General features: G+C 40.3%; 15 protein-coding genes and 2 pseudogenes. 6 read left to right on the forward strand and 11 right to left on the reverse strand.

From position 1 onward, the window contains the following. The first annotated feature begins 444 nt into the window (after positions 1-444). The gene (locus tag G3O08_RS06960; protein WP_163284262.1) at positions 445-732 is read left to right on the forward strand and encodes a hypothetical protein; all 288 of its coding nucleotides are present in this window, start codon (positions 445-447) and stop codon (positions 730-732) included. 402 nt (positions 733-1,134) lie between these two features. Here the strand turns inward: G3O08_RS06960 and G3O08_RS06965 are convergent, their stop codons facing one another. The 6 genes from G3O08_RS06965 to G3O08_RS06990 all read right to left on the reverse strand — a co-directional run bounded on the left by G3O08_RS06965 (position 1,135) and on the right by G3O08_RS06990 (position 7,805). Continuing rightward, complete coding sequence (locus G3O08_RS06965) at positions 1,135-2,982, reverse strand: BspA family leucine-rich repeat surface protein (RefSeq protein WP_163284264.1); 1,848 nt, start codon at positions 2,980-2,982, stop codon at positions 1,135-1,137. A 466-nt stretch (positions 2,983-3,448) separates the two neighbouring features. Next, a complete protein-coding gene (locus G3O08_RS06970) occupies positions 3,449-4,000 on the reverse strand; it encodes an inorganic diphosphatase (protein ID WP_163284266.1) in 552 nt (183 codons plus the stop codon). Positions 4,001-4,091: 91 nt separating this feature from the next. Continuing rightward, positions 4,092-5,213 (reverse strand): DUF748 domain-containing protein, encoded by a 1,122-nt coding sequence (locus G3O08_RS06975; RefSeq protein WP_163284269.1) that lies wholly within the window; start codon positions 5,211-5,213, stop codon positions 4,092-4,094. 102 nt (positions 5,214-5,315) lie between these two features. Next, a complete protein-coding gene (locus G3O08_RS21830) occupies positions 5,316-5,438 on the reverse strand; it encodes a FeoB-associated Cys-rich membrane protein (RefSeq protein ID WP_163284272.1) in 123 nt (40 codons plus the stop codon). Between the two features lie 10 nt (positions 5,439-5,448). Continuing rightward, entirely contained in the window at positions 5,449-7,560 is a 2,112-nt protein-coding gene (gene feoB / locus G3O08_RS06985) for a ferrous iron transport protein B (RefSeq protein WP_163284274.1), read from the reverse strand. A 2-nt stretch (positions 7,561-7,562) separates the two neighbouring features. Continuing rightward, complete coding sequence (locus tag G3O08_RS06990; protein WP_204336804.1) at positions 7,563-7,805, reverse strand: FeoA family protein; 243 nt, start codon at positions 7,803-7,805, stop codon at positions 7,563-7,565. Positions 7,806-8,369: 564 nt separating this feature from the next. Here G3O08_RS06990 and G3O08_RS06995 point away from each other — a divergent pair. Beyond that, positions 8,370-8,819: a hypothetical protein gene (locus tag G3O08_RS06995; RefSeq protein ID WP_163284277.1), complete on the forward strand. Its 450-nt coding sequence runs from the start codon at positions 8,370-8,372 to the stop codon at positions 8,817-8,819. Positions 8,820-8,916: 97 nt separating this feature from the next. Here G3O08_RS06995 and G3O08_RS21835 read toward each other — a convergent pair. From G3O08_RS21835 to G3O08_RS07010, 3 genes and pseudogenes are all read right to left on the reverse strand, one after another. Beyond that, positions 8,917-9,087 (reverse strand): annotated as a pseudogene (locus tag G3O08_RS21835) (VOC family protein); the annotation flags it as partial. Between the two features lie 151 nt (positions 9,088-9,238). Then, positions 9,239-10,042 (reverse strand): pseudouridylate synthase, encoded by an 804-nt coding sequence (locus G3O08_RS07005; RefSeq protein ID WP_204336805.1) that lies wholly within the window; start codon positions 10,040-10,042, stop codon positions 9,239-9,241. Positions 10,043-10,074: 32 nt separating this feature from the next. Further along, on the reverse strand, positions 10,075-10,470 hold the full coding sequence (locus tag G3O08_RS07010; RefSeq protein ID WP_163284279.1) for an acyl-CoA thioesterase: 396 nt from the start codon (positions 10,468-10,470) through the stop codon (positions 10,075-10,077). A 244-nt stretch (positions 10,471-10,714) separates the two neighbouring features. Between G3O08_RS07010 and G3O08_RS07015 the strand changes: the two are divergent. Next, positions 10,715-11,167: pseudogene (locus tag G3O08_RS07015) on the forward strand (DUF1572 family protein); the annotation flags it as partial. A 147-nt stretch (positions 11,168-11,314) separates the two neighbouring features. Here the strand turns inward: G3O08_RS07015 and G3O08_RS07020 are convergent. Then, positions 11,315-11,722, reverse strand: a complete 408-nt coding sequence (locus G3O08_RS07020) for an acyl-CoA thioesterase (RefSeq protein ID WP_163284282.1) — start codon at positions 11,720-11,722, stop codon at positions 11,315-11,317. A gap of 497 nt (positions 11,723-12,219) precedes the next feature. Between G3O08_RS07020 and dnaA the strand changes: the two genes are divergently transcribed. The 3 genes from dnaA to G3O08_RS07035 all read left to right on the forward strand — a co-directional run bounded on the left by dnaA (position 12,220) and on the right by G3O08_RS07035 (position 16,517). Then, a complete protein-coding gene (gene dnaA, locus G3O08_RS07025; RefSeq protein ID WP_163284285.1) occupies positions 12,220-13,650 on the forward strand; it encodes a chromosomal replication initiator protein DnaA in 1,431 nt (476 codons plus the stop codon). A 163-nt stretch (positions 13,651-13,813) separates the two neighbouring features. Further along, complete coding sequence (locus G3O08_RS07030; protein ID WP_163284287.1) at positions 13,814-14,248, forward strand: hypothetical protein; 435 nt, start codon at positions 13,814-13,816, stop codon at positions 14,246-14,248. 4 nt (positions 14,249-14,252) lie between these two features. Further along, the gene (locus G3O08_RS07035; RefSeq protein ID WP_163284290.1) at positions 14,253-16,517 is read left to right on the forward strand and encodes a T9SS type A sorting domain-containing protein; all 2,265 of its coding nucleotides are present in this window, start codon (positions 14,253-14,255) and stop codon (positions 16,515-16,517) included. 405 nt (positions 16,518-16,922) lie between these two features. Here G3O08_RS07035 and G3O08_RS07040 read toward each other — a convergent pair whose 3' ends face one another. Then, on the reverse strand, positions 16,923-19,001 hold the full coding sequence (locus tag G3O08_RS07040) for a hypothetical protein (RefSeq protein ID WP_163284293.1): 2,079 nt from the start codon (positions 18,999-19,001) through the stop codon (positions 16,923-16,925). Between the last annotated feature and the right edge of the window lie 155 nt (positions 19,002-19,156).

Genomic DNA, 19,156 nt, shown 5'->3' on the forward strand with positions numbered 1-19,156 from the left:
AACATATAATAGCACACGTTAAGTAGCTTGCTGCGAAGTCCTGTGTCGTAGTCACAACAATTATCAAAGCCATGAAGGAGTAACCTATCTATGCGTATATCTTATCTGCGACTCATCATGGCGCAAGATTTAAGTTTTGATAGGGTTATCCATTAAGATGTCGAAATCCGTTAAAATCTAAATTGGTTACGTTGTGAGCTTCTATAATTGTCAAAAACAAGCAATGATGATGCTCTTAAAAGACCTAAGTAAAAAGAAATTCAGCGCTCAGTTTGGAACAAAAGAAAGATGTATGTTGGATTTAGCAATTTGAAATGGCAAGATGGTTATAGCTGTCGCAAATGTGGCTCCTTCCTCTTCATCAGGGGTAAACAGCTATATTCCCAACGATGCAAAGCGTGTGGCTATGATGAATCTCCAACTGCACACACGCTATTTCACAAAGTGAAGTTCGGAATCGAAAATGCCTTTGAAATGTTGTATAACATAGCAACCAGCACTAAAGGAGCGAATAGTATTTGGCTCGGCGAACGTTTTGAAGTCAAGCAAACTACAGCTTGGTTTATTCGTCGCAAAGTTCGAACAGCCATGGTCAGTAGTGGTCAAAACCCTTTAGATGGTGATGTGCACGTAGATGAGTTTGAAATTGACACTCCGAAAAAAGGGGAACAAGGGCGAAGCAAGTCGGAACCAAAAAATTCGTATTGTGATCTCTTTAGAGAGCAGAGGTGATAAATGTAGATGCGGTTACGCTCCCATTTCTAAATAAGAAACTTCAAAAACTGGCTACGCGGAACGCATTCATACTACAACTCCAAAAATATAACAGATTACATTAATGAGTATTTCTTTCGTTTAATCGCAGAAATCACCGAAAATCCACACTTTCTAAGCTTATTGAAAGAATGACACACCAAAGACCAATAACATACAGCCAGTTAAAAATTGTCACGACTTAAATGGATAATCCTGTTTCTTAAAATTGCTCATTCTCAGTTGCCTAATTTTAAATTCACGTTAATCGGTCTTATTATCTTCTTTCGTTCTTATTTCCTCTAGAATTATTCTCAGCGGAGCCTGGGTTATCGTAGATTTCGCGGACTATCTGGAATGTGGGATTTTGAATGTAATGTCCTATATTTTAATCACCTTTTTTGTTATTTCTTGTCCGTTTTTGACCTTAATTTTCAGAAAATAGAGGCCCTTGGATAATCCTTGGAGTTTTAAGGGAAGCGCGGCGGGATTAGCCGTTAGGTTTTTTACCAATTGACCACTGACATCAACTAATTGGAGATTTTCAGTCCCGTGCAATCCGGAGATATAGAGTGTGCCTGTTGTGGGATTGGGATATAGACTTATCTTATCAATTTCAACTCCTTCTATGGAAAGAGCGCAATTTCCCTGAGAATCTCCATAAATACTCCAGCCCATTTCAAGGAGGTCATCATGGGCACTGACTATACTTTCATCCATACTGTAGTGCAAGCCGGTGGCATACATTTTAATATCGGAGGCCGTATTGGGATTCTGGCTCCAGGCATAAAGGGTCTGACTATAATTTTCACAATCTATGCCGCTGTGTGCCAAAGAAATATGATTGTTGTTGACTGGTTGGTGATAGATGGGTTGAAGGCTGCTGAGATTCCAGTTTGCCAAGGATTGGTTAAAGCTGCTGGCTTCGGTGAAGATTTCGAACATATCTTCTACATTACTGACATCCCAGTTCCCGAGAGGTTGATTAAAAGAAGTAGCATTATTGAACATTCCTATCATGGTCGTCACATTATGAACATCCCAGTTCTCAAGAGGTTGATTAAAAGAAATAGCATTATTAAACATTCCTCCCATGTTTGTTACATTATGAACATCCCAGTTTTGCAAGGGCTGATTGAATATATGGTTGTAAGCGAACATTCCTGACATATCCTCTACATTACTGACATCCCAGTTTCCTATCGGATAGTTAAAAACCGCATCTGCGTTAAGCAAATAAGGGGAGTTGGCAAACATTCCTGACATATCCACTACATTACTGACATCCCAATCACCGAGAGGCTGGTTGAAATCATGGGTCATAGCGAACATTTGTGACATATTCTCTACATTGCTGACATCCCAATCATTGAGAGGCTGGTTAAAAGAAATCGCTACGGTGAACATGCTGTGCATATTCGTGACGCTACTGACGTCCCAATTGGCAAGGGCCTGATTAAAGTCAGTTGCATAGGTAAACATATACTGCATGGCGGTAACATTACTGGTGTTCCAATTCGCCAAGGGTTGGTTAAAGCTTTGTGCGGCGTAAAACATTTTTGTCATATCCTCTACATTGCTTACATCCCAATTTCCAAGCGGCGAATTGAAATTGATTGCACCCTCAAACATTCTGGACATATCTGTCACATTACTGACATCCCAATTGTTGATATTGGGGATGTAACTTAAATGAGTAACGGCAAAAGCGTTTTGCATAGAGGTCACCTGACTCAGGTCAGGTATGTCGGTAGCGGTGATTTCCATATTTGAGGCAAAGTAGAAGGCTTCTTTCATGGAACTCCATTCCACATCGCCCCATTGTTCCAATCGGATCAGCTTGTAGCTGTCGCCGTAATCATATTCAAAGTTTATCTGGTGAAAAGGATTATTGTTAAGCTCAGAGGGCATTACTTCCAAACGGTAGATGCCGGTATAGGGAAAGGTGAGGGTCAAAGTGCCACTTGCATTTCCCGAATCGGTGTTGCTTGTGGGAGCGCCCTCTTCGTCGAGCTCAATCCAGGTGTAATTATAATCGCCTGAAGCCACCAATTGAATTTGATTATCCTCGGTGGCGTTGGGAATGGGATTTCCATTTATGTCTAAGGTATTATCCGTTTTCCAAACCGTGATAAAAGGTGCTTGCGCCAGGGCACCGACCAGGCCAAAAAAGAGAAGGAATACGGTGGTTAAGCTTATAATTTTGTGTGCAAAAAATTTTGAAGTCATAATAAAAGAAACTTAATTACTCACGATTTAGGACATTAAAGATATAAAAAAATTAATGTTTACTTAATATTTTACTTGAAATAATAGGGTTATCCATTTAGGTTGCGAAATTTTCAAATTTGTTTTAATTATATAAGGTGCCATCGCTCCGAATCTCGCGAGCGACCCTGATTTAAATGTAAATTAGATGCGCAAACTCATTGAGAGACAATAGGATAATTTTGCAGATTCATTAAAGCATTCTGAAATACAAAACCGTCCCTCGCGAGGCGTGAGGCGACTGCGTTGAGTGCTTTTGAGGTAAAATCGTCTCCCGATACCTAAATGGATAACCCAAATTTTTGATATCAGCTTTTCATCGAATAGATAGGAAACAATGAAGGCATCAAGAATAATTAAGCGACAGCCTTAAGAACGACCCCTTCATTTTCTTAATTTCTAATTGCTAAAAAAAAGTATTTAGAATTTACCGTTTATTTCCGACAAAAGTATCATCGTAAAGCACAAAACTCTCTTCGATAATGCGCACAGCAGCTTCTCTCCCGCCAAACTCTTCTACCACAACAGATTTATCTTCAAGCTTTTTGTAATCTTCAAAAAATGCCCTTAATTCAGAAATAAAGTGAGGTGGCAATTCTGAAATATCATTGATATGATTCACACTTGGGTCGCCCGCCGAAACGGCAATTATCTTATCGTCGGCCTCGCCCTGATCGAGCATCTGCATTACGCCTATCACCTTTGCCTTTACCAAACAAAGAGGTACCACATCGACCTGAGAAAGAATAAGAATATCTAGCGGGTCATTGTCTTCACAAAAGGTACGTGGTATAAATCCATAATTTGCAGGATAGTACATCGAAGCAAAAAGTACCCGGTCAAGTTTCAGCATTCCCGACCTTTTATCGAGTTCATATTTCGCACGGGTACCTTTTGGAATTTCAATAATTCCGGTTATGTCGGTTCCGTTAAAATCATGGCTTACATCATGCCAAGGATTGAAGAGTTTCTCGTTCATGGTTTTAAATTTTTTTGATCAAAGATCGGGTTTTTAATTCCACGACGCATTGTCCGCGCTGCCATTGCCATGCCAGGCACCTTCAATTTTATCAATCTTTATCTTTCTTTTTTTTCTTCTTAGGCGCTTTCTTAGAACCTCCGTCATCAACAACAATTTTTTTACCGCGCACTACAATTCTCCCTTCCAAATCTTTCTGCAAGGGTTTGATAAAGGCATTTTTAAGTAGCTCAATAATTGCGGGAAAAACATTTATGCTATTGTTTGAAATGGTTCCTGAAATTTCCACACGGGTGGCAGTTTGATCTTCGCGTTGATTTTCTAGCAATTCAGTAGCTCCTCCAACTAATCCTTGATAGACTTTATTAAGAAAACCTTCATCCTCGTTTTTCCAGTCGAGTACTTTTACATCGTTGAGCAAAGGTTTAAAATAGCCGGTAAGGTTGCTGTCAACCAAAGCCATTTCAGAATAGAGATTAAAATCTCCGCGCTCAAAATCAAACCAGGCGTAAGCCTTAAACAAATCATTAAATGCCGTTAAATTGGCTTTTTCAAATTTAAAATCAAGGTCAAAGTTTGGAATCTCCCGCAGCAGATTTGCCTTCCCTGTAGCACTCATATTCCCTTCGCCCAAGCTTATGGCAGTAAGTGAGTATGGAGAAGGAAGCGGATCGGAATCATCATCCGTATTCCTCATATTTTCAAGCCTAAAATTCATACTTCGTAAATACACATCAACCTTGGGTTGGCTAAAATCATCGATATAATTTATTTGCCCATTTTTAATTTGGAATAAATTTATGGAAATAGGAAGCAGGGCTTTAATTTGCTTTGTCCAATCTACAGTTTCGCCGGTTTCCATAGAGTCTGTTTCGCTCTTGGCTGCCACAAAATTCAGCTCGGGTCGCTCAAGAATGACTTCACCCACAATAGCTCCTTTAAATATATCGCGCCAGCTGATTGAGAGGTCAATAGCATTGGTGGCAAAAAACGGACGGCCTCCCAAATCCTGGGTAGTGCTGTATATTGCAAGGCTGTCAATTCGGTAGGCGCCGCGGTAAAGTGCTAAATCAACATCTTCTACATGGCCGGTGTAACCTTCAAGATTTTCAAGAAGGTTATTTAAATACTTTTCAACTATGAATGGGAGCGCAACTCTTACAATCACAAGGAGTGCTACAATGGCAATAATAATCTTATACCGCTTCTTCATTTATTATTAATCAAATTATTTTGCATTTGCGCAAATCCAATAACAGCGATTTGATGAAATGGTTTTATAAGATGCTTTTAAGAAAAAAACGAAGCTTGTCCCCTACTCTTTCTCATGATTAAACTCACACTTAGAGCATCCATTGCCGGAAGGCTTACGCAAAAACTTATAAACCGCATAAGCGATAATTGAAAAGAATAATATAAAAACAATCACTTCTTGCATAGCTTTAAAGTTACGAAAGAATTTGGTAAACTAAAAGTGCCGATAGATATGCAAATACGGTCATATAAACGGTTTGCAATAGCGGCCATTTGATAGATTTCGTTTCGCGATACACCACGGCAATTGTGCTCATACACTGCATTGCAAAAGCATAAAAAATTAAAAGCGACCATACCACCGCAGGGGTAAACATTTTTTCTCCCTGGTCATTTTTTTCATTTGCCATGAGCTGTTTAAGCGTTGTAATATCTTCGCTATCGTTTCCGATGCTGTAAAGAGTCGCGACTGTAGAGACGAACACCTCGCGAGCGGCAAAACTACACACCAGGGCGATTCCTATTTTCCAGTCGTAGCCGAGTGGTCTTATTACGGGTTCTATCCAGTGACCCACCACAGCGGCATAGGATGCTTCAAGCTTTTTATTGGACAATTCGCCACGATAATGCTGAAGTTCTGCTTCGGTAGGATTTGCAGGCAACACCACTGAAGCTTCGGCTGCTGCCATCTTTTCGGGAGGGCCGTATGAGGCCATGACCCAGAGAATGATAGATATGGCAAGAATTATTCTACCTGCCTCAACCACAAAGGTCTTAGACTTTTCGTACATGGTTAACCCAACCGTTTTAAGGCTTGGCCATTGATATCGTGGAAGCTCCAAAACCAGATTTCCGCTTTTTTCGCTCCGCATAATCTGCTTCATAGCCCATGCGGAAATAAGGGCAGCAAAAATACCTAGAAAGTAGAGTAGAAAAAGAGAAGCGCCTTTATAGTTGAAAAAACCATTATCGCCTTCCGGAAAAAGCAAACCGACCAAAACGATATACACCGGAAGCCGTGCAGAGCAGCTCATAAATGGGGTAACAAAAATGGTAATTAGCCTGTCTTTGCGATTGGAAATAGTACGCGTGGCCATAATAGCCGGAATGGCGCAGGCAAAACCCGAAATTAGCGGCACCACACTCCGCCCGTTCAGACCAAAAGGACGCATTAGCCTGTCGGTGATAAAAACCGCCCTGGCCATATAGCCTGATCCTTCCAGAACAGCCAAAAAAGCGAAAAGCAAGGCTATTTGGGGAACGAAAATCACGATTCCTCCCAGTCCCGGAATGATTCCCTGACTAATCAAATCGTTTAAAGCTCCAGCTGGCAGTGAGGTACTTACAAATTGACTCAACTCGGCAAATGCGGTATCAATCAAATCCATAGGCCCCTCGGCCCAGCTGAAAATCGTTTGAAAAATAAGGAAAAGAATAGCGAGAAAAATGAGGAAGCCCCAACTTTTGTGCAGGAAAACAGCATCGAGCTTACGGGTGTAGTTCAGCTTTTCCTTTTCTGCTTTTTTAACGCATTTCGATAGAATGTCGCGAATGCGGTCGTAGCGTAATTCTGTTTCTTTGCTCTGCGTCTCTGCACTCTTAAAGGAATACTTATCGGCAATTCTATTTAGATCAATTTTTACATCAGCTGAAAGTTGACTTTCCTCATTTCGAAATTTAAGAACCTGAAGTGCACGATAGTCATTCTTTTGACCTGTTGCTTCCATCATCTCATCAATCATTTCTGATGGAATCAATTCAGAAGCGGTAAGAAGTTTGCGGCCCGACTTAAAATTGCTATCGAGAATAGATTGTTTTATAGTGTCTAACCCTCTACCCCGATCGGCAGTTGCGAAAAAAACAGGAATGCCGAGCAAGCGCTCCAGCATAATGCGATTTATGGTAGTACCTTCTTTGGCTGCCTGATCTTCCATATTGAGAATCAATGCCGCAGGGTATCCCAAATCTATAAGCTGGGTTACCAAAAACAAACCGCGCTCCAGATTGCTCATATCAGCTACAGCCAATACTGCATCTACATCGAGCCCTTTTTGCAAACCGCATAAAACGCGAAAAACCACCTGCTCATCTTCAGATCGCGGATAGAGGTTGTAAGTGCCCGGAAGGTCTACAATTCTTACAGAGTGATCTTTTCCCTTGAGTTTACCGATCTTTTTATCGACAGTAACGCCTGGATAATTGCCAACCTTTTGATTGAGCCCTGTAAGATTATTAAAAATGGTAGTTTTACCAACGTTTGGAACCCCCGTAAGGGCAATAAGCTGATGATCAGTATTTTTACTCATTATCAGGCTGCCGTAATTGCAACCTTAACGCGGATAAGTTTCGCTTCTGCCTTGCGCAGTGCAATAATGGTATTATCAACTTTAAAAGCGAGCGGATCTCCAAAAGGTGCAGAAATAAGTAACTGAATGGACTTGCCGGGCCAGAAACCCATTTCGCCAAGTCTTTGCCCAAGATCATTGGTGTCGAGATCCAATATTTCTACGGTCTCGTTAATCTGAATAATATCTGCTGTAAGTGAAGCCAACTTATTTCTTATTTAAAACCAATCTAAACAAGTGCAATAATACAACCCAAAAAGGATTGTGCAAAGTTTTTGACTCAAAATACCTTGTTTGTGGTATAGCGAATCGATGGCACTCATAATATTTTCATAAAAAATGCATTTGAAATCAATTTGAGCCCTAAAAGTAATCGGTACGCCGCTGCGCAAATTAGGAAGATCTCATTATGACGAAAACTACATCACAATATGATAATTATGGGTAGGTTGCACCCCGCTATTCAATGAGTAGCAACTTGGCAAAATATTCAAAACCCATCTACATGAATTTAAAAAGAGAACTGTTTACAGAAGAAATAGAGGGCGCGAAAACCGACATATGCAGCTGTAATTCAAGCAATTGCCAAGAATTAAAGATTGACAATTAATCGGCAATCATTCACGATTAAATCTCGATCATATTTTTATCAGCCAGGTTTGGTGATTAATTTGCCTGATGATAGGTAAGAAATGGACAACTCCATTTTCGACAACTCCATTTTCATTGAATAAAAACACTATTTAAGAAAAACACTACAAACAAATATTATGAAAACCCTAGTAACTATTATTGCATTAAGTGCAGCCACAGTTTTTTCGGCACAAGCACAAGACACTCAAAGAGCGAATAAAAAAGCCGTTCACAATGTTCAGGAACAGCCTCAGCAGACTCCTGCAGATCAGGCGAAAGCTCAAACAGATCGCATGACACGTGACCTAAATTTAACAGCAGAGCAAAGCAAACAGCTCATGGAACGCAACACAACTTATTATTCTGATGTAGCGAACATGAGTAAAAAAGATGTTGCGGAGAGAGATGCAATGATGTCAAAATCAATGGATAAATATGATAGTGATCTCCAAAATATATTTGACGACACTCAGTACGAACGTTATTCTACTATGAAGGATGATTATATGATGGATATGAAATCGAACCAAATGGATCAAGCGCCGATGAATAAAGATATGAAGCGCGACGATAATATGCGTAAATAAGAACCATCTTACACAATATGAAAAGCTGCAAGCGTTATGTTTGCGGCTTTTTTATTTCAATATTTCACGAGTTCTATCTCAAATAACTTGAATGAAATTATGCGTTAATCAGCGCTTCAATATCAAATTTCTTCATTTCCATAAATGCAGCCATTACTCGTCGCGATCTGGAAGGGTCGCTCATAAGCTCACTCAAAATAGCAGGCACCACCTGCCACGATAAGCCGAACTTATCTTTTAGCCAACCACATCGTCCTTCTTCTCCGCCACCATTTAGCTTAGTTCAATATTGCCATTGAAGCTTATAAATACTCAGTCTGAAAAATAATTTACATAATCATTGCATAAGGGTCAATACATCTGGTAGTGAAAATTTATTGCAGCCGTTTAAGGCGGAATAATCCTTTTTCAAAAATCCATCAGAACTCTACTAAAGGTTCATCCAACTCAATACCTTCTAGCATGTGATTTAATATGGGCTTGCACTTATCTATACAGGAAGGATAAAATTTACCGTGTTGCACATTGACTTTTTTGGGATTCTTACCCCACCAAAATTCGGCCAGGGCAATGGGTTTCATATTTTGCGTAAATGCATATTGTAACAGCTTTGGAGCTGCACACTCTCCTGCCCCACCAGGTGGACTTTTGGGAAGCAGGTGTTGGAAAATCTCGCGCAAAGTTTTTGATTCGCCGGCTTGATTTAAAAAATGATACTGATCGAAAATTTTGTTTAAAAGTGAGACTGAATGGGTTTTTCGCAAGTGCTTTAAAAGATTTATTTTCTCTAATTCTTCAGCCAAATCTGCATTTTCTTTTTCTAAAATAGCATTGTTTATGAGCGTAATCTCGCGCATACCATCATCTACAAAGGCATTGTAAACTTCGCTATTATACACTGGTGGTGCGAAGCCGGGATAATTTGTTCCGTCTGCCAGGCCACCGGAAAAAGCAGCTAGGAAGCCAATTTGCCCATCAGTGTTTTTTACAATCAATACACCGAACATTTTGCCAATTCCATGGCTCTCGCTATCAGATTGCAATCCAAAATTATGCTCCCATTCACCCTGTGTTTCAAGGTGTTTCTTTAATAAATCAGATGCTTCAACACAAAGCGGATGCGGCTTATAACTAAATGGATAGGTGAATTTTTCAGGAAGCTCTTCAATCTCAATAGCCCGATTGAAAAGGTGAAATAGCTCGATTTTATTTGAGTTGGTCACAATAGTTTTTGAGTGCTTAAAGCCGATAGCTATCAGGCATCTTTTGCAAGCCGGTTTCTTACGTATTCTTTCTCGGTTTTTCCGTGTGGTGCCGGTTTTCCGTCATCACCAAGGTTAACCATAGTTACATTTTCAATGGTCAAGATGGTTTTTCGGGTCATCATATTCCGCACTTCGCAGCGCAGCACAAGAGAGGAACGACCAAATTTCACTACATCAATGCCAATCTCAACAATATCGCCCTGATGCGAAGCTTCCGAAAAATTAATATCAGAAATATACTTGGTAACAACCTTTTTGTTCTCGAGCTGCACAATGGCGTACAAAGCCGCTTCTTCGTCAACCCATTGCAGTAAGCGACCGCCAAACAAGGTGCCATTCGGGTTTAAATCTTCGGGTTTAACCCATTTTCTGGTGTGAAATCTCATAGAATCTCTTTCTGTGCGCAAAGATATGAGAAAGAAAATAGTGATTCGTTCAGAATGAATTGCTAATGGCATAAGGATTATAAATCGCTTAAAATTTCGATATTTATCAATTCAAATCCTCCCGAAAATGCAAGATGATTATCTGGAAAGTGTAAAAAAGCAATTTGCATATTACAAGCTCCTTGGCGAACGCACCTTTCATCAGCTCAGTGATGACGATTTACTTTGACAATACAATGCTAATAGCAATTCTATTGCCATTATGGCTAATCACTTATGGGGCAATATGCTTTCTCGATGGACCGACTTTTTAACCACAGATGGCGAGAAAAATTGGCGCAAGCGCGATGCAGAATTTGAAGAAAGCATTAAAACCCGCAGAGAACTTGAAGAAAAGTGGGAAGCCGGATGGATGTGCTTATTTGAAGCTCTGGAAAGTATAAATAGCAAAAATTTCAACGCCACGATTTACATTAGAAACCAAGGACATACCATTACAGAAGCTATAAACAGGCAGTTGGCACATTACGCCTACCATGTAGGTCAAATAGTGTATGTGGGTAGAATGGTAAAAGGAAAAGACTGGAAAAGTTTGAGTATTCCAAAAGGCGAATCAACTACTTTTAATGCCGATAAATTTAAACAGGAAAAACACAAAGCCCATTTTACAGATGAGTTTTTAAAACCAAAAGAATAAACAATTCAAAAATTGCGCTCAATTATATGGAAACAACGCTTTCGCTTCATAACTATCTCGCTTTACTCCTTTTTGCCATAGCATGGCCTATTTATTTTTCAATATTTAGTTTCGCACTGATTTTAGATTTGGCAATAAATTTAATCCTTATTCAAAAAAGCCATTTAGAGCATCCAAAAGTGATTTTGGTGCAGGCACCGGCCGGTTCGTTTCTTTGCTTACAAACACGAGTGTAGTTTCAGCGCTTGTTAATAAGTCTGCATTTTCATTAAATATATCATAGTTAAATTTTATTCGGGCTGTCGGCATTTCTTCAATTCTGGTTTCTACCGTAATTAAGTCGTCATAGAGTGCCGGTTTAAAATAGCGGACTGAAAAATCGCGTACAGGAAGCATGAGCCCAGATTCTTCTATTTGGCGGTAGCTGGTACCTAGTTGGCGCATAAGTTCAACCCTTCCTACCTCATAATAGGCAGCATAATTGCCGTAATAAACATAACCCATTTGGTCTGTTTCAGCGTAGCGCACCCGTAATTCTGTTCTATTTTTTACCATAGAGCAAATATAATGCGGATGGTTGCAAATAAATAAGAATCTTTAACATCAATCTTATAATCTGATTTTGATTGAGTCAAAAAATGGCTAACTTACGGCCGTAAAAATCACTATTTGATTTTTTAAAACAACATTAAAGTATTAACCGAGTTAAATAACCAATATCAACTGTTCAATCCGGTGAAAAGAAGCATCTAAGAGCTTTATTTCATGAATGGGTTTAACGTAAAGCATCTAACCAATTAGGTATCATTCAAGTACTGCAAATTGGTGGTATTCTATACGAAATTATTTAAATAAAACCGTGCCAAATGTCAGGAATAACAGGCTTTTCAAATATTTTCATCCCCTGTAAAACATTTAGTTATTGCAATAGCGTCACGGCTTTTTTTTTAACTTTTTTCTACGAATATTTGCCTCGCGTTTCGGCAATGTTAAAAAGGCATTAAGCCTTTGAATGAAATCAGGTTATTAACTTTAACTACACGTATCAAGAAATGAGTAATAAACATGAGAAAGTGTGGGACGATTGTCTTTCAGTAATTAAAGACAATGTAACCCTGCAAGGCTTCAAAACTTGGTTTGAACCGATCAAACCGGTGAAGCTTGACAACAATGTGTTGACTATACAAGTACCTTCTCAGTTTTTTTACGAGTGGTTGGAAGAACACTACATACATTTACTTAAAAAAATTATCAGGAAAGAATTAGGCGATGAAGGCAGGCTTGAGTACAGCATTATAATGGAGGGTAACTACTCCGACTCGAGTCCCTACACTGTTAAGATTCCAACCTCAAACCGTCGTGCGATTAAGAATCCGGCCGTTCAGGTACCTGTTAATGTCGGCAGCAAACAGATCAAAAATCCGTTTGTTATTCCGGGATTGAAGAAAATCAATGTAGATTCCAATTTAAAACCAAACTACTCGTTTGAAAACTTAGTGGAAGGTGATTGTAACCGACTGGCGCGCTCTGCGGGATTTGCTGTTGCAAAAAACCCCGGCGGAACCGCTTTTAACCCTTTATTGATTTATGGTAGCGTTGGTTTGGGTAAAACCCACCTGGCTCAAGCCATTGGTATTGAAATTAAAAACAGATTTGAGAATAAAACGGTACTCTATGTAGAGTCAGAAAAGTTTATTCATCAATTTATCGATGCCGTTAAAAACAACAATGTAAACGACTTTAGTCATTTTTATCAAATGATTGACGTGCTGATTATTGACGATGTACAATTTCTTGCAGGAAAAGAAAAAACGCAAGACATGTTTTTCCACATCTTCAATCATTTGCACCAAACCGGCAAACAAATCGTACTTACAAGCGATAAAGCACCAGTAGAAATGCTGGGCATGGAGCAACGTCTCCTTTCGCGATTTAAGTGGGGCCTGTCTGCCGATTTGCAAACACCGAGTCTAGAAACGCGTATAGCCATTCTGGAGAAGAAAATGTATGCCGATGGAATTGAACTTCCTAAAGATGTAGTAGAATATCTCGCTTATAGCATTACCACCAATATTCGTGAACTTGAAGGTGCGTTGATTTCACTTATCGCTCACTCGTCGCTTAATCGCAAGGCCGTAACCCTCGATCTCGCTAAGCAGATGATTGATAAATTTGTGAAAAACACTGCGCGTGAAGTATCTATCGATTATATTCAAAAAGTGGTGTGCGATTATTTTGATTTGCCTATTGAATTATTGAAATCTAAAACGCGTAAACGCGAAGTGGTTCAGGCGAGACAAATCGCTATGTTCTTTGCGAAGAAAATGACCAAAAGTAGCTTGGCAAACATTGGAATGCACTGCGGTGGAAAAGACCACGCAACAGTACTTCACGCCTGCCGAACGGTGAATAACCTTCAGGAAACTGACAAGCAATTTAGAAAGTATTTAGACGATTTAGAGAAGAAACTAAGCATACAATAATATTTGCCAACCTTTTGAAATCCAAAAAAGTCCTGCCCAAAGCAGGACTTTTTTTTTATTAACAGGCAACCCTTAGCTAACCCTTATTGAACAGTTTGAGAATCCACGGTTCAGAATTATCTTTGGTGCTTTTATCAAATAGCTTGTTTAACTTTAGCATCGAATGAAAATTTTTCCAAAATTCCTGATCTTTGGTTTGTTTATATTGAGTTGCACGGCCATAAATAAATCAGGGGCTTTGCGAATACCTGAAGACGCAAAAGATGTACGCATTTTAAATAGAGCAGAATTTAGTCAAAAGTCAGATCCGATAAATATAAAATTCGCCCAACAAAGTGGGGATTATATCGTATTTGATGTATCTTATTCAGGAGGTTGCGCAGAGCACACTTTTGATTTAGTGACAATGGGTGCCTTTTCGGCAACTTATCCACCCGAAGTAGAAATAAGTTTAAAGCACAATAATAATGGTGACGGATGCAGAAGTGTTATTGACCAAAAACTCTATTTCAATATTAGCCAGTTAAAATATGATGGCACTGCAAGAGTATTGCTAATCATTAAGAATACTGATAAAACCCTTGAATACAACTATTGATTAAATGAATAAAATCTACCTTCTGGCAATCGTTATGCTTTTCTCGCTTTCCGGCAAATCGCAAATAAGCCATGGAGGCGAGCCGTTTGATTGGAATGAAAGAGGGTCAGCTAACCTCAATTTTGAGGCCATGCCGGCAATTGACCTGGAAACGCTAAAACGCGAGGATGCGATTTTTGACCAGCAAAAAGATATTCCCTGGCGGTTTGGAGCCAATATTCCGGTAGATCTGGACATTAACAATAGTGGAAACTGGACTATTCTCCAAAATGGCGACCGGATATGGAAACTATCCATAAAAGCAAAAGGTGCTTTGACAATTAATTTTGTTTTTGACCAATACCATTTGCCGGAAGGCGGAAAAGTATTTGTTTACGATATTGATAAAAAACAACTCCTGGGCAGTTTTACCAGTGAAAATGCCAGTCCGGAGAGTTCCCTCGGTGTTGGTTTTATATTTTCAGATCAACTCGTTATTTCTTATTACGAACCTGCAGGGGTGGCCGGACAAGGCTATTTGCACATCAATAATGTAACACACGGATATCGCAATGTACTTCTGGAAAAAGAAATAGAAGCTAAAGGGCCATTTGGAACTTCCGAAGCGTGTAATGTAAATGTAAATTGCCCGGAAGGGTTGCCTTACGGGATTCAAAAAAGAAGTGTGGCTCTGATTGTGGTCGGTAATAACGGTCACTGCACTGGCGCCTTGATCAACAATACTTCACAAGATCTTACACAATATTTTCTTACTGCCAATCATTGTTTGGGAGCTCAAGGTAATTGGATTCTATACTTTAATTACGAAACGCCCGACTGCGATGGAAATGGGGATGCACCTATTAACCAGAGTGTTTCCGGCGCTACGCTTAAAGCAAAAAACGCAGAAAGCGATTTTGCCCTTTTGGAAATTAATAACCCCATTCCCGATTCTTACAATGTATGCTATTCGGGTTGGGACGCCACGGATGACCCGAACACGTTGGCATCGGCTTATGGAATACACCACCCGGCAGGCGATATTAAGAAAATTAGTATTGAAAATGATGTTCCTACTCAAACTGCGCTTGGCGGTTTTGTGCACGAGGTGTGGTTTGTTAACAACTGGGAGCTTGGTGTTACCCAGGGTGGGTCATCAGGGTCTCCCCTTTTTAATCAGTCAGGCCGAATTATTGGACAGCTCGCCGGCGGACAGGCAGATTGTATAGGAAATGTAAACAATGGCCAATATGATTATTACGGACGATTTGGGGTTTCGTGGGATTTCGGGGATACACCCGTTACCCGCCTCAAAGACTGGCTAGACCCTGGAAATACCGGGATGCTTATTGTTCCAAATTCTTGCGCCGGAAGTGAGCCCACAATTGATGCCTCTCTGGTAGAAATAAATGGAATTGAAACGCCGACCTGTAGTCTGGAACCTCTACAGCCAACCATTAACGTGCTAAATACCGGAAGCGAAACGATTACAGAAATCACCTTAAGCCTGACTATCAATGAATTGAGTCAGAATAATATAAACTGGAGCGGAAGCATCGAGCCTTTCTCTTTTACTGATATTTCGCTTGGTGTGATAAATCCAGTTTTGGGCGCCAATAATATAGAAGTTGAAATAATAGATGTAAACGGTGAGACCGATGCTGTAATAGCCGGAAATTACCGAGCCACGGATTATTATGGAAATGAGTCGAGTCAGACTATTTCACTCGGAATTATTTTTGACAATTATCCTTTAGAGACCACCTGGAGACTGGAAACTGAAAGTGGTTTTGTTCTCGCCTCAGGCAGCGGTAATTCGGCAGTGGCTCAGATTGAAGAAAATATCTGTGTCGGTTTGGGTTGCTACACTTTTATAATAGAAGATAGCGAAAATGATGGAATTTGCTGTGCTTACGGAACAGGCTCATATACACTCACAGATATGGAAGGAGCTGTTTTAGCATCAGGAGGTCAATTTGGCTCCCAGCAATCAACAGATTTCTGTATTTCTACTGTAGTGGATATTCCAAACGCTGCACAAGAGTTTATTAGCATTTACCCTAATCCTACCAATAATCTGTGCCATATCTATCTCGGCGATACAGCCAATAGCGTTTTGTCGATTCAGGTTACTGATGCTATTGGTAAAGTTGTAATCAGACAAACAAACTTTGGCAGCAATGCACGAACCTTGACAATGGCAACCGCCAGGTTTGGTGAGGGAATCTACTTTGTGACTATTCAAACCACTATGGGGACGGCTACTCGGAGGATTGTTGTTATTAGATAGCTTTAAGCTATAAGCCGCAAGCTTCAAGCGAAAATTTTTTGCGTGTTTTGATCCAATTTGTTTATTGAACCTCTATCTCAAATTATAGGTTGAGAGTTATAGTCAGTGATATTGGAAGCATCAAAAATGTGTGCTCACTTTCTTCCACACGCAAACGCTCGCGTCTAGCGAGGGTTCAATCCTCTGGCGTCCCGCCAGGTTTTATTGTGCAAATTCTCTTAACGTCATCAAGTCGTGTTGGTTTGAAATAAAAACAAACGATAAGACTCTGAAACCCGGCGGGACGCCTGAAAAAACGTCCCCAAGCTAAAAGCTTGGCGACTGTGCGACAAGAAGTAAAATAATTTGGTCAGTGTAATTTAGGCAACATCAACTTGAAGCTTAAAGCTTATGGCTTGTAGCTCATCAGTAATGTCCCGACCGTTTTCGAATGAACCACTCAATACTCAAGAGAATTAAGATAAGGAAAAACGGCCACTTAAAATTGAGAAATGAGCTCAATATTTCTGTGGTATAGCTTACGGGCTGCATTGATTTTGCCGCTTTTATATCTTTTACCAATTGGTCTACCTCACTGGGATAAAACAGTTTCCCGCCGGTACCTTGCGAAATGGCATTCAACAAATTGTGATTTGCAGTAAGCTCGGCAGCTTCGAGTGCAAATGGACGAATTACTATGCTTCCGCTATCGGTAAGCCGCTCTCCATTTTGATCAACGCTGGCAGTAAATGCGTAATTGCCCACAGGCAATACGCCGGCATCAAGGCGGTAACTCACATCAGTACGCGAAAAAACAAAAGGATAACTCTTTCCAGTTTCGTCGGTAAAGACGATGTTTACCTCAGGTTCGTTTACAGGTTCGTAAGCTGCATTGTAGAGTTCGGCAGTAAGGACAACCGACTCATTTTCCATAACATTGGCAGGAGATTGTACTCTAAAAAGGCGCTTGTCATCTTTTACCGAAAGAAATTGTACAATGCTTCCAAAAAAGCCATCAAACAGTTCATGGTTTTCGTTTAATGCGAAATTGTAAAGTCTCCAGCGCCATATTCCGTCTCCGAGAAGCATGGCAGACTTTTGATCGCCGACTTTGGTAACCAAAAGCAAAGGATCTTTAGTAGGAATATTCCCAATCTTCTGATAAAGTACTGTTTCAGAAGCATTGCTGGTTCTCCATTCGCCGAAAGGCATACGCAGCGGAGGTGCATCTGAAAGAAAGGAATTAAAATTCTCGTTAATTCTAAATTGTCCAAAACCGGAATTTACAGAAGCTCCTACATCATTAAGTGTGTTTTTTGAAGACCCTATGCGAACCCCGAAATCTGTGAGATTACCCAGATTTGTCTGACTGCTTACCACAACCATAACAGGTATTTTGGTATCGCGCATTTGATTAAGCAAGTTTGCATTTCCATCACCGGAAGGAAGACCATGAAGAATAAGCACGTTATAATCGAGTAGTTTATTTTGAAAATCAGTGATATAGGCCACTTCTACTTCATAATTTTCATTAGAAGAGATAGCATTTCTAAGGGCAGCAATATCGGGATGCGGAGCATTACCCAAAATCAAAACTTTCTCGCGGCCATCGATCACATCAATAAATACAGATCGTTGATTATTAGCGAGTGTAAGCTCATCGGGCACTGCATTTATTCGAATGGTGTAGCGCTGCAACCCGGGTTTCTCAGCACTGAGTAAGAACCGAACCATTTTTTCATCCTGTTCACTTTCGGGAGTAAAAGAGCCAGATTCCACTACATCGTTTCCTCTTAAAAGTGCGTAATCAATCTTTACTCCTTCGAGCTTATCGGCTCTAAAGCGCGCCTCTACGGGAAATTTATTTCCAAGAAAGGCAATTCTATTTGCGGCTACTTCCGCAATAAGGGCATCTTTTCGGCGAATGGTATCGCCCATGGCCACGGTATAAACAGGTGCATTAATTCCCGTTACGGAGTAGCGAGGATTTGACCCACGGTTATAAATCCCATCTGTGGCAACGATTACCGCTCCAAGATTTCTATTGGCAAAGCGGCTCTTAACAGATTCAAAAAGGTCGGAGATATTTGTAACCGGATCGGTGAAATTTGTGTCTAAACCCTCATTAACTTTCTGGCCAAAAGTATAGATTGATACCGTATAATTGTTACCAAGTTGATTCTGAACACTTGCGGTAAGCTGCTCTATTTGAGCACGTACTTCGAGAGAGTCTTTGCTTAAAACCATCGAACCTGAATTATCGAGTGCGAGTACTATCGAAGGCGGCTCAATATCAGTCTGGAAATAGCGCACCAAAGGCCCTAACAAAAGGAAAGCAATAATAGTAATGAGCGCAAAACGCAGGAAGCCGAGGAAAACCAGCACTGCCTTAGACAAATCTTGAAGCCGCTTATCTTTATAATAGAGCAGTAAGGCAAAGCCAAGCCCTAGTAATGGGCAAAGGGCAATGGCCCAGGTAGGATATTCTGTGATTAGATTCTTCAATTAGCTAGTATCTGTCTGTGGATTTGTAGGTCTGGATCAAAAAGTTCAAGATCAAGCGCCGTGCTGAGCTTGTCGAAGTGGCTTGCACAGATTTGAATACTTAGCGCAGCGATCTCACCACCGCAGGGCGTAATCAAGGAGTCCCGCTGGGGCGG

This window comes from Cryomorpha ignava (assembly GCF_010686655.1).
In the GTDB taxonomy this organism is placed as follows: domain Bacteria; phylum Bacteroidota; class Bacteroidia; order Flavobacteriales_D; family Cryomorphaceae; genus Cryomorpha; species Cryomorpha ignava.

Excerpts from the sequence above, each read along its gene's own strand:
- G3O08_RS07010 (WP_163284279.1), bottom strand. The coding sequence starts at position 10,470 with ATGAGATTTCACACCAGAAAATGGGTTAAACCCGAAGATTTAAACCCG.
- G3O08_RS07030 (WP_163284287.1), top strand. The coding sequence starts at position 13,814 with ATGAAAATTTTTCCAAAATTCCTGATCTTTGGTTTGTTTATATTGAGT.
- G3O08_RS06975 (WP_163284269.1), bottom strand. The coding sequence starts at position 5,213 with ATGAAGAAGCGGTATAAGATTATTATTGCCATTGTAGCACTCCTTGTG.
- G3O08_RS06995 (WP_163284277.1), top strand. The coding sequence starts at position 8,370 with ATGAAAACCCTAGTAACTATTATTGCATTAAGTGCAGCCACAGTTTTT.
- feoB (WP_163284274.1), bottom strand. The coding sequence starts at position 7,560 with ATGAGTAAAAATACTGATCATCAGCTTATTGCCCTTACGGGGGTTCCA.
- G3O08_RS07020 (WP_163284282.1), bottom strand. The coding sequence starts at position 11,722 with ATGGTAAAAAATAGAACAGAATTACGGGTGCGCTACGCTGAAACAGAC.
- G3O08_RS06970 (WP_163284266.1), bottom strand. The coding sequence starts at position 4,000 with ATGAACGAGAAACTCTTCAATCCTTGGCATGATGTAAGCCATGATTTT.
- dnaA (WP_163284285.1), top strand. The coding sequence starts at position 12,220 with ATGAGTAATAAACATGAGAAAGTGTGGGACGATTGTCTTTCAGTAATT.
- G3O08_RS06965 (WP_163284264.1), bottom strand. The coding sequence starts at position 2,982 with ATGACTTCAAAATTTTTTGCACACAAAATTATAAGCTTAACCACCGTA.
- G3O08_RS21830 (WP_163284272.1), bottom strand. The coding sequence starts at position 5,438 with ATGCAAGAAGTGATTGTTTTTATATTATTCTTTTCAATTATCGCTTAT.
- G3O08_RS07035 (WP_163284290.1), top strand. The coding sequence starts at position 14,253 with ATGAATAAAATCTACCTTCTGGCAATCGTTATGCTTTTCTCGCTTTCC.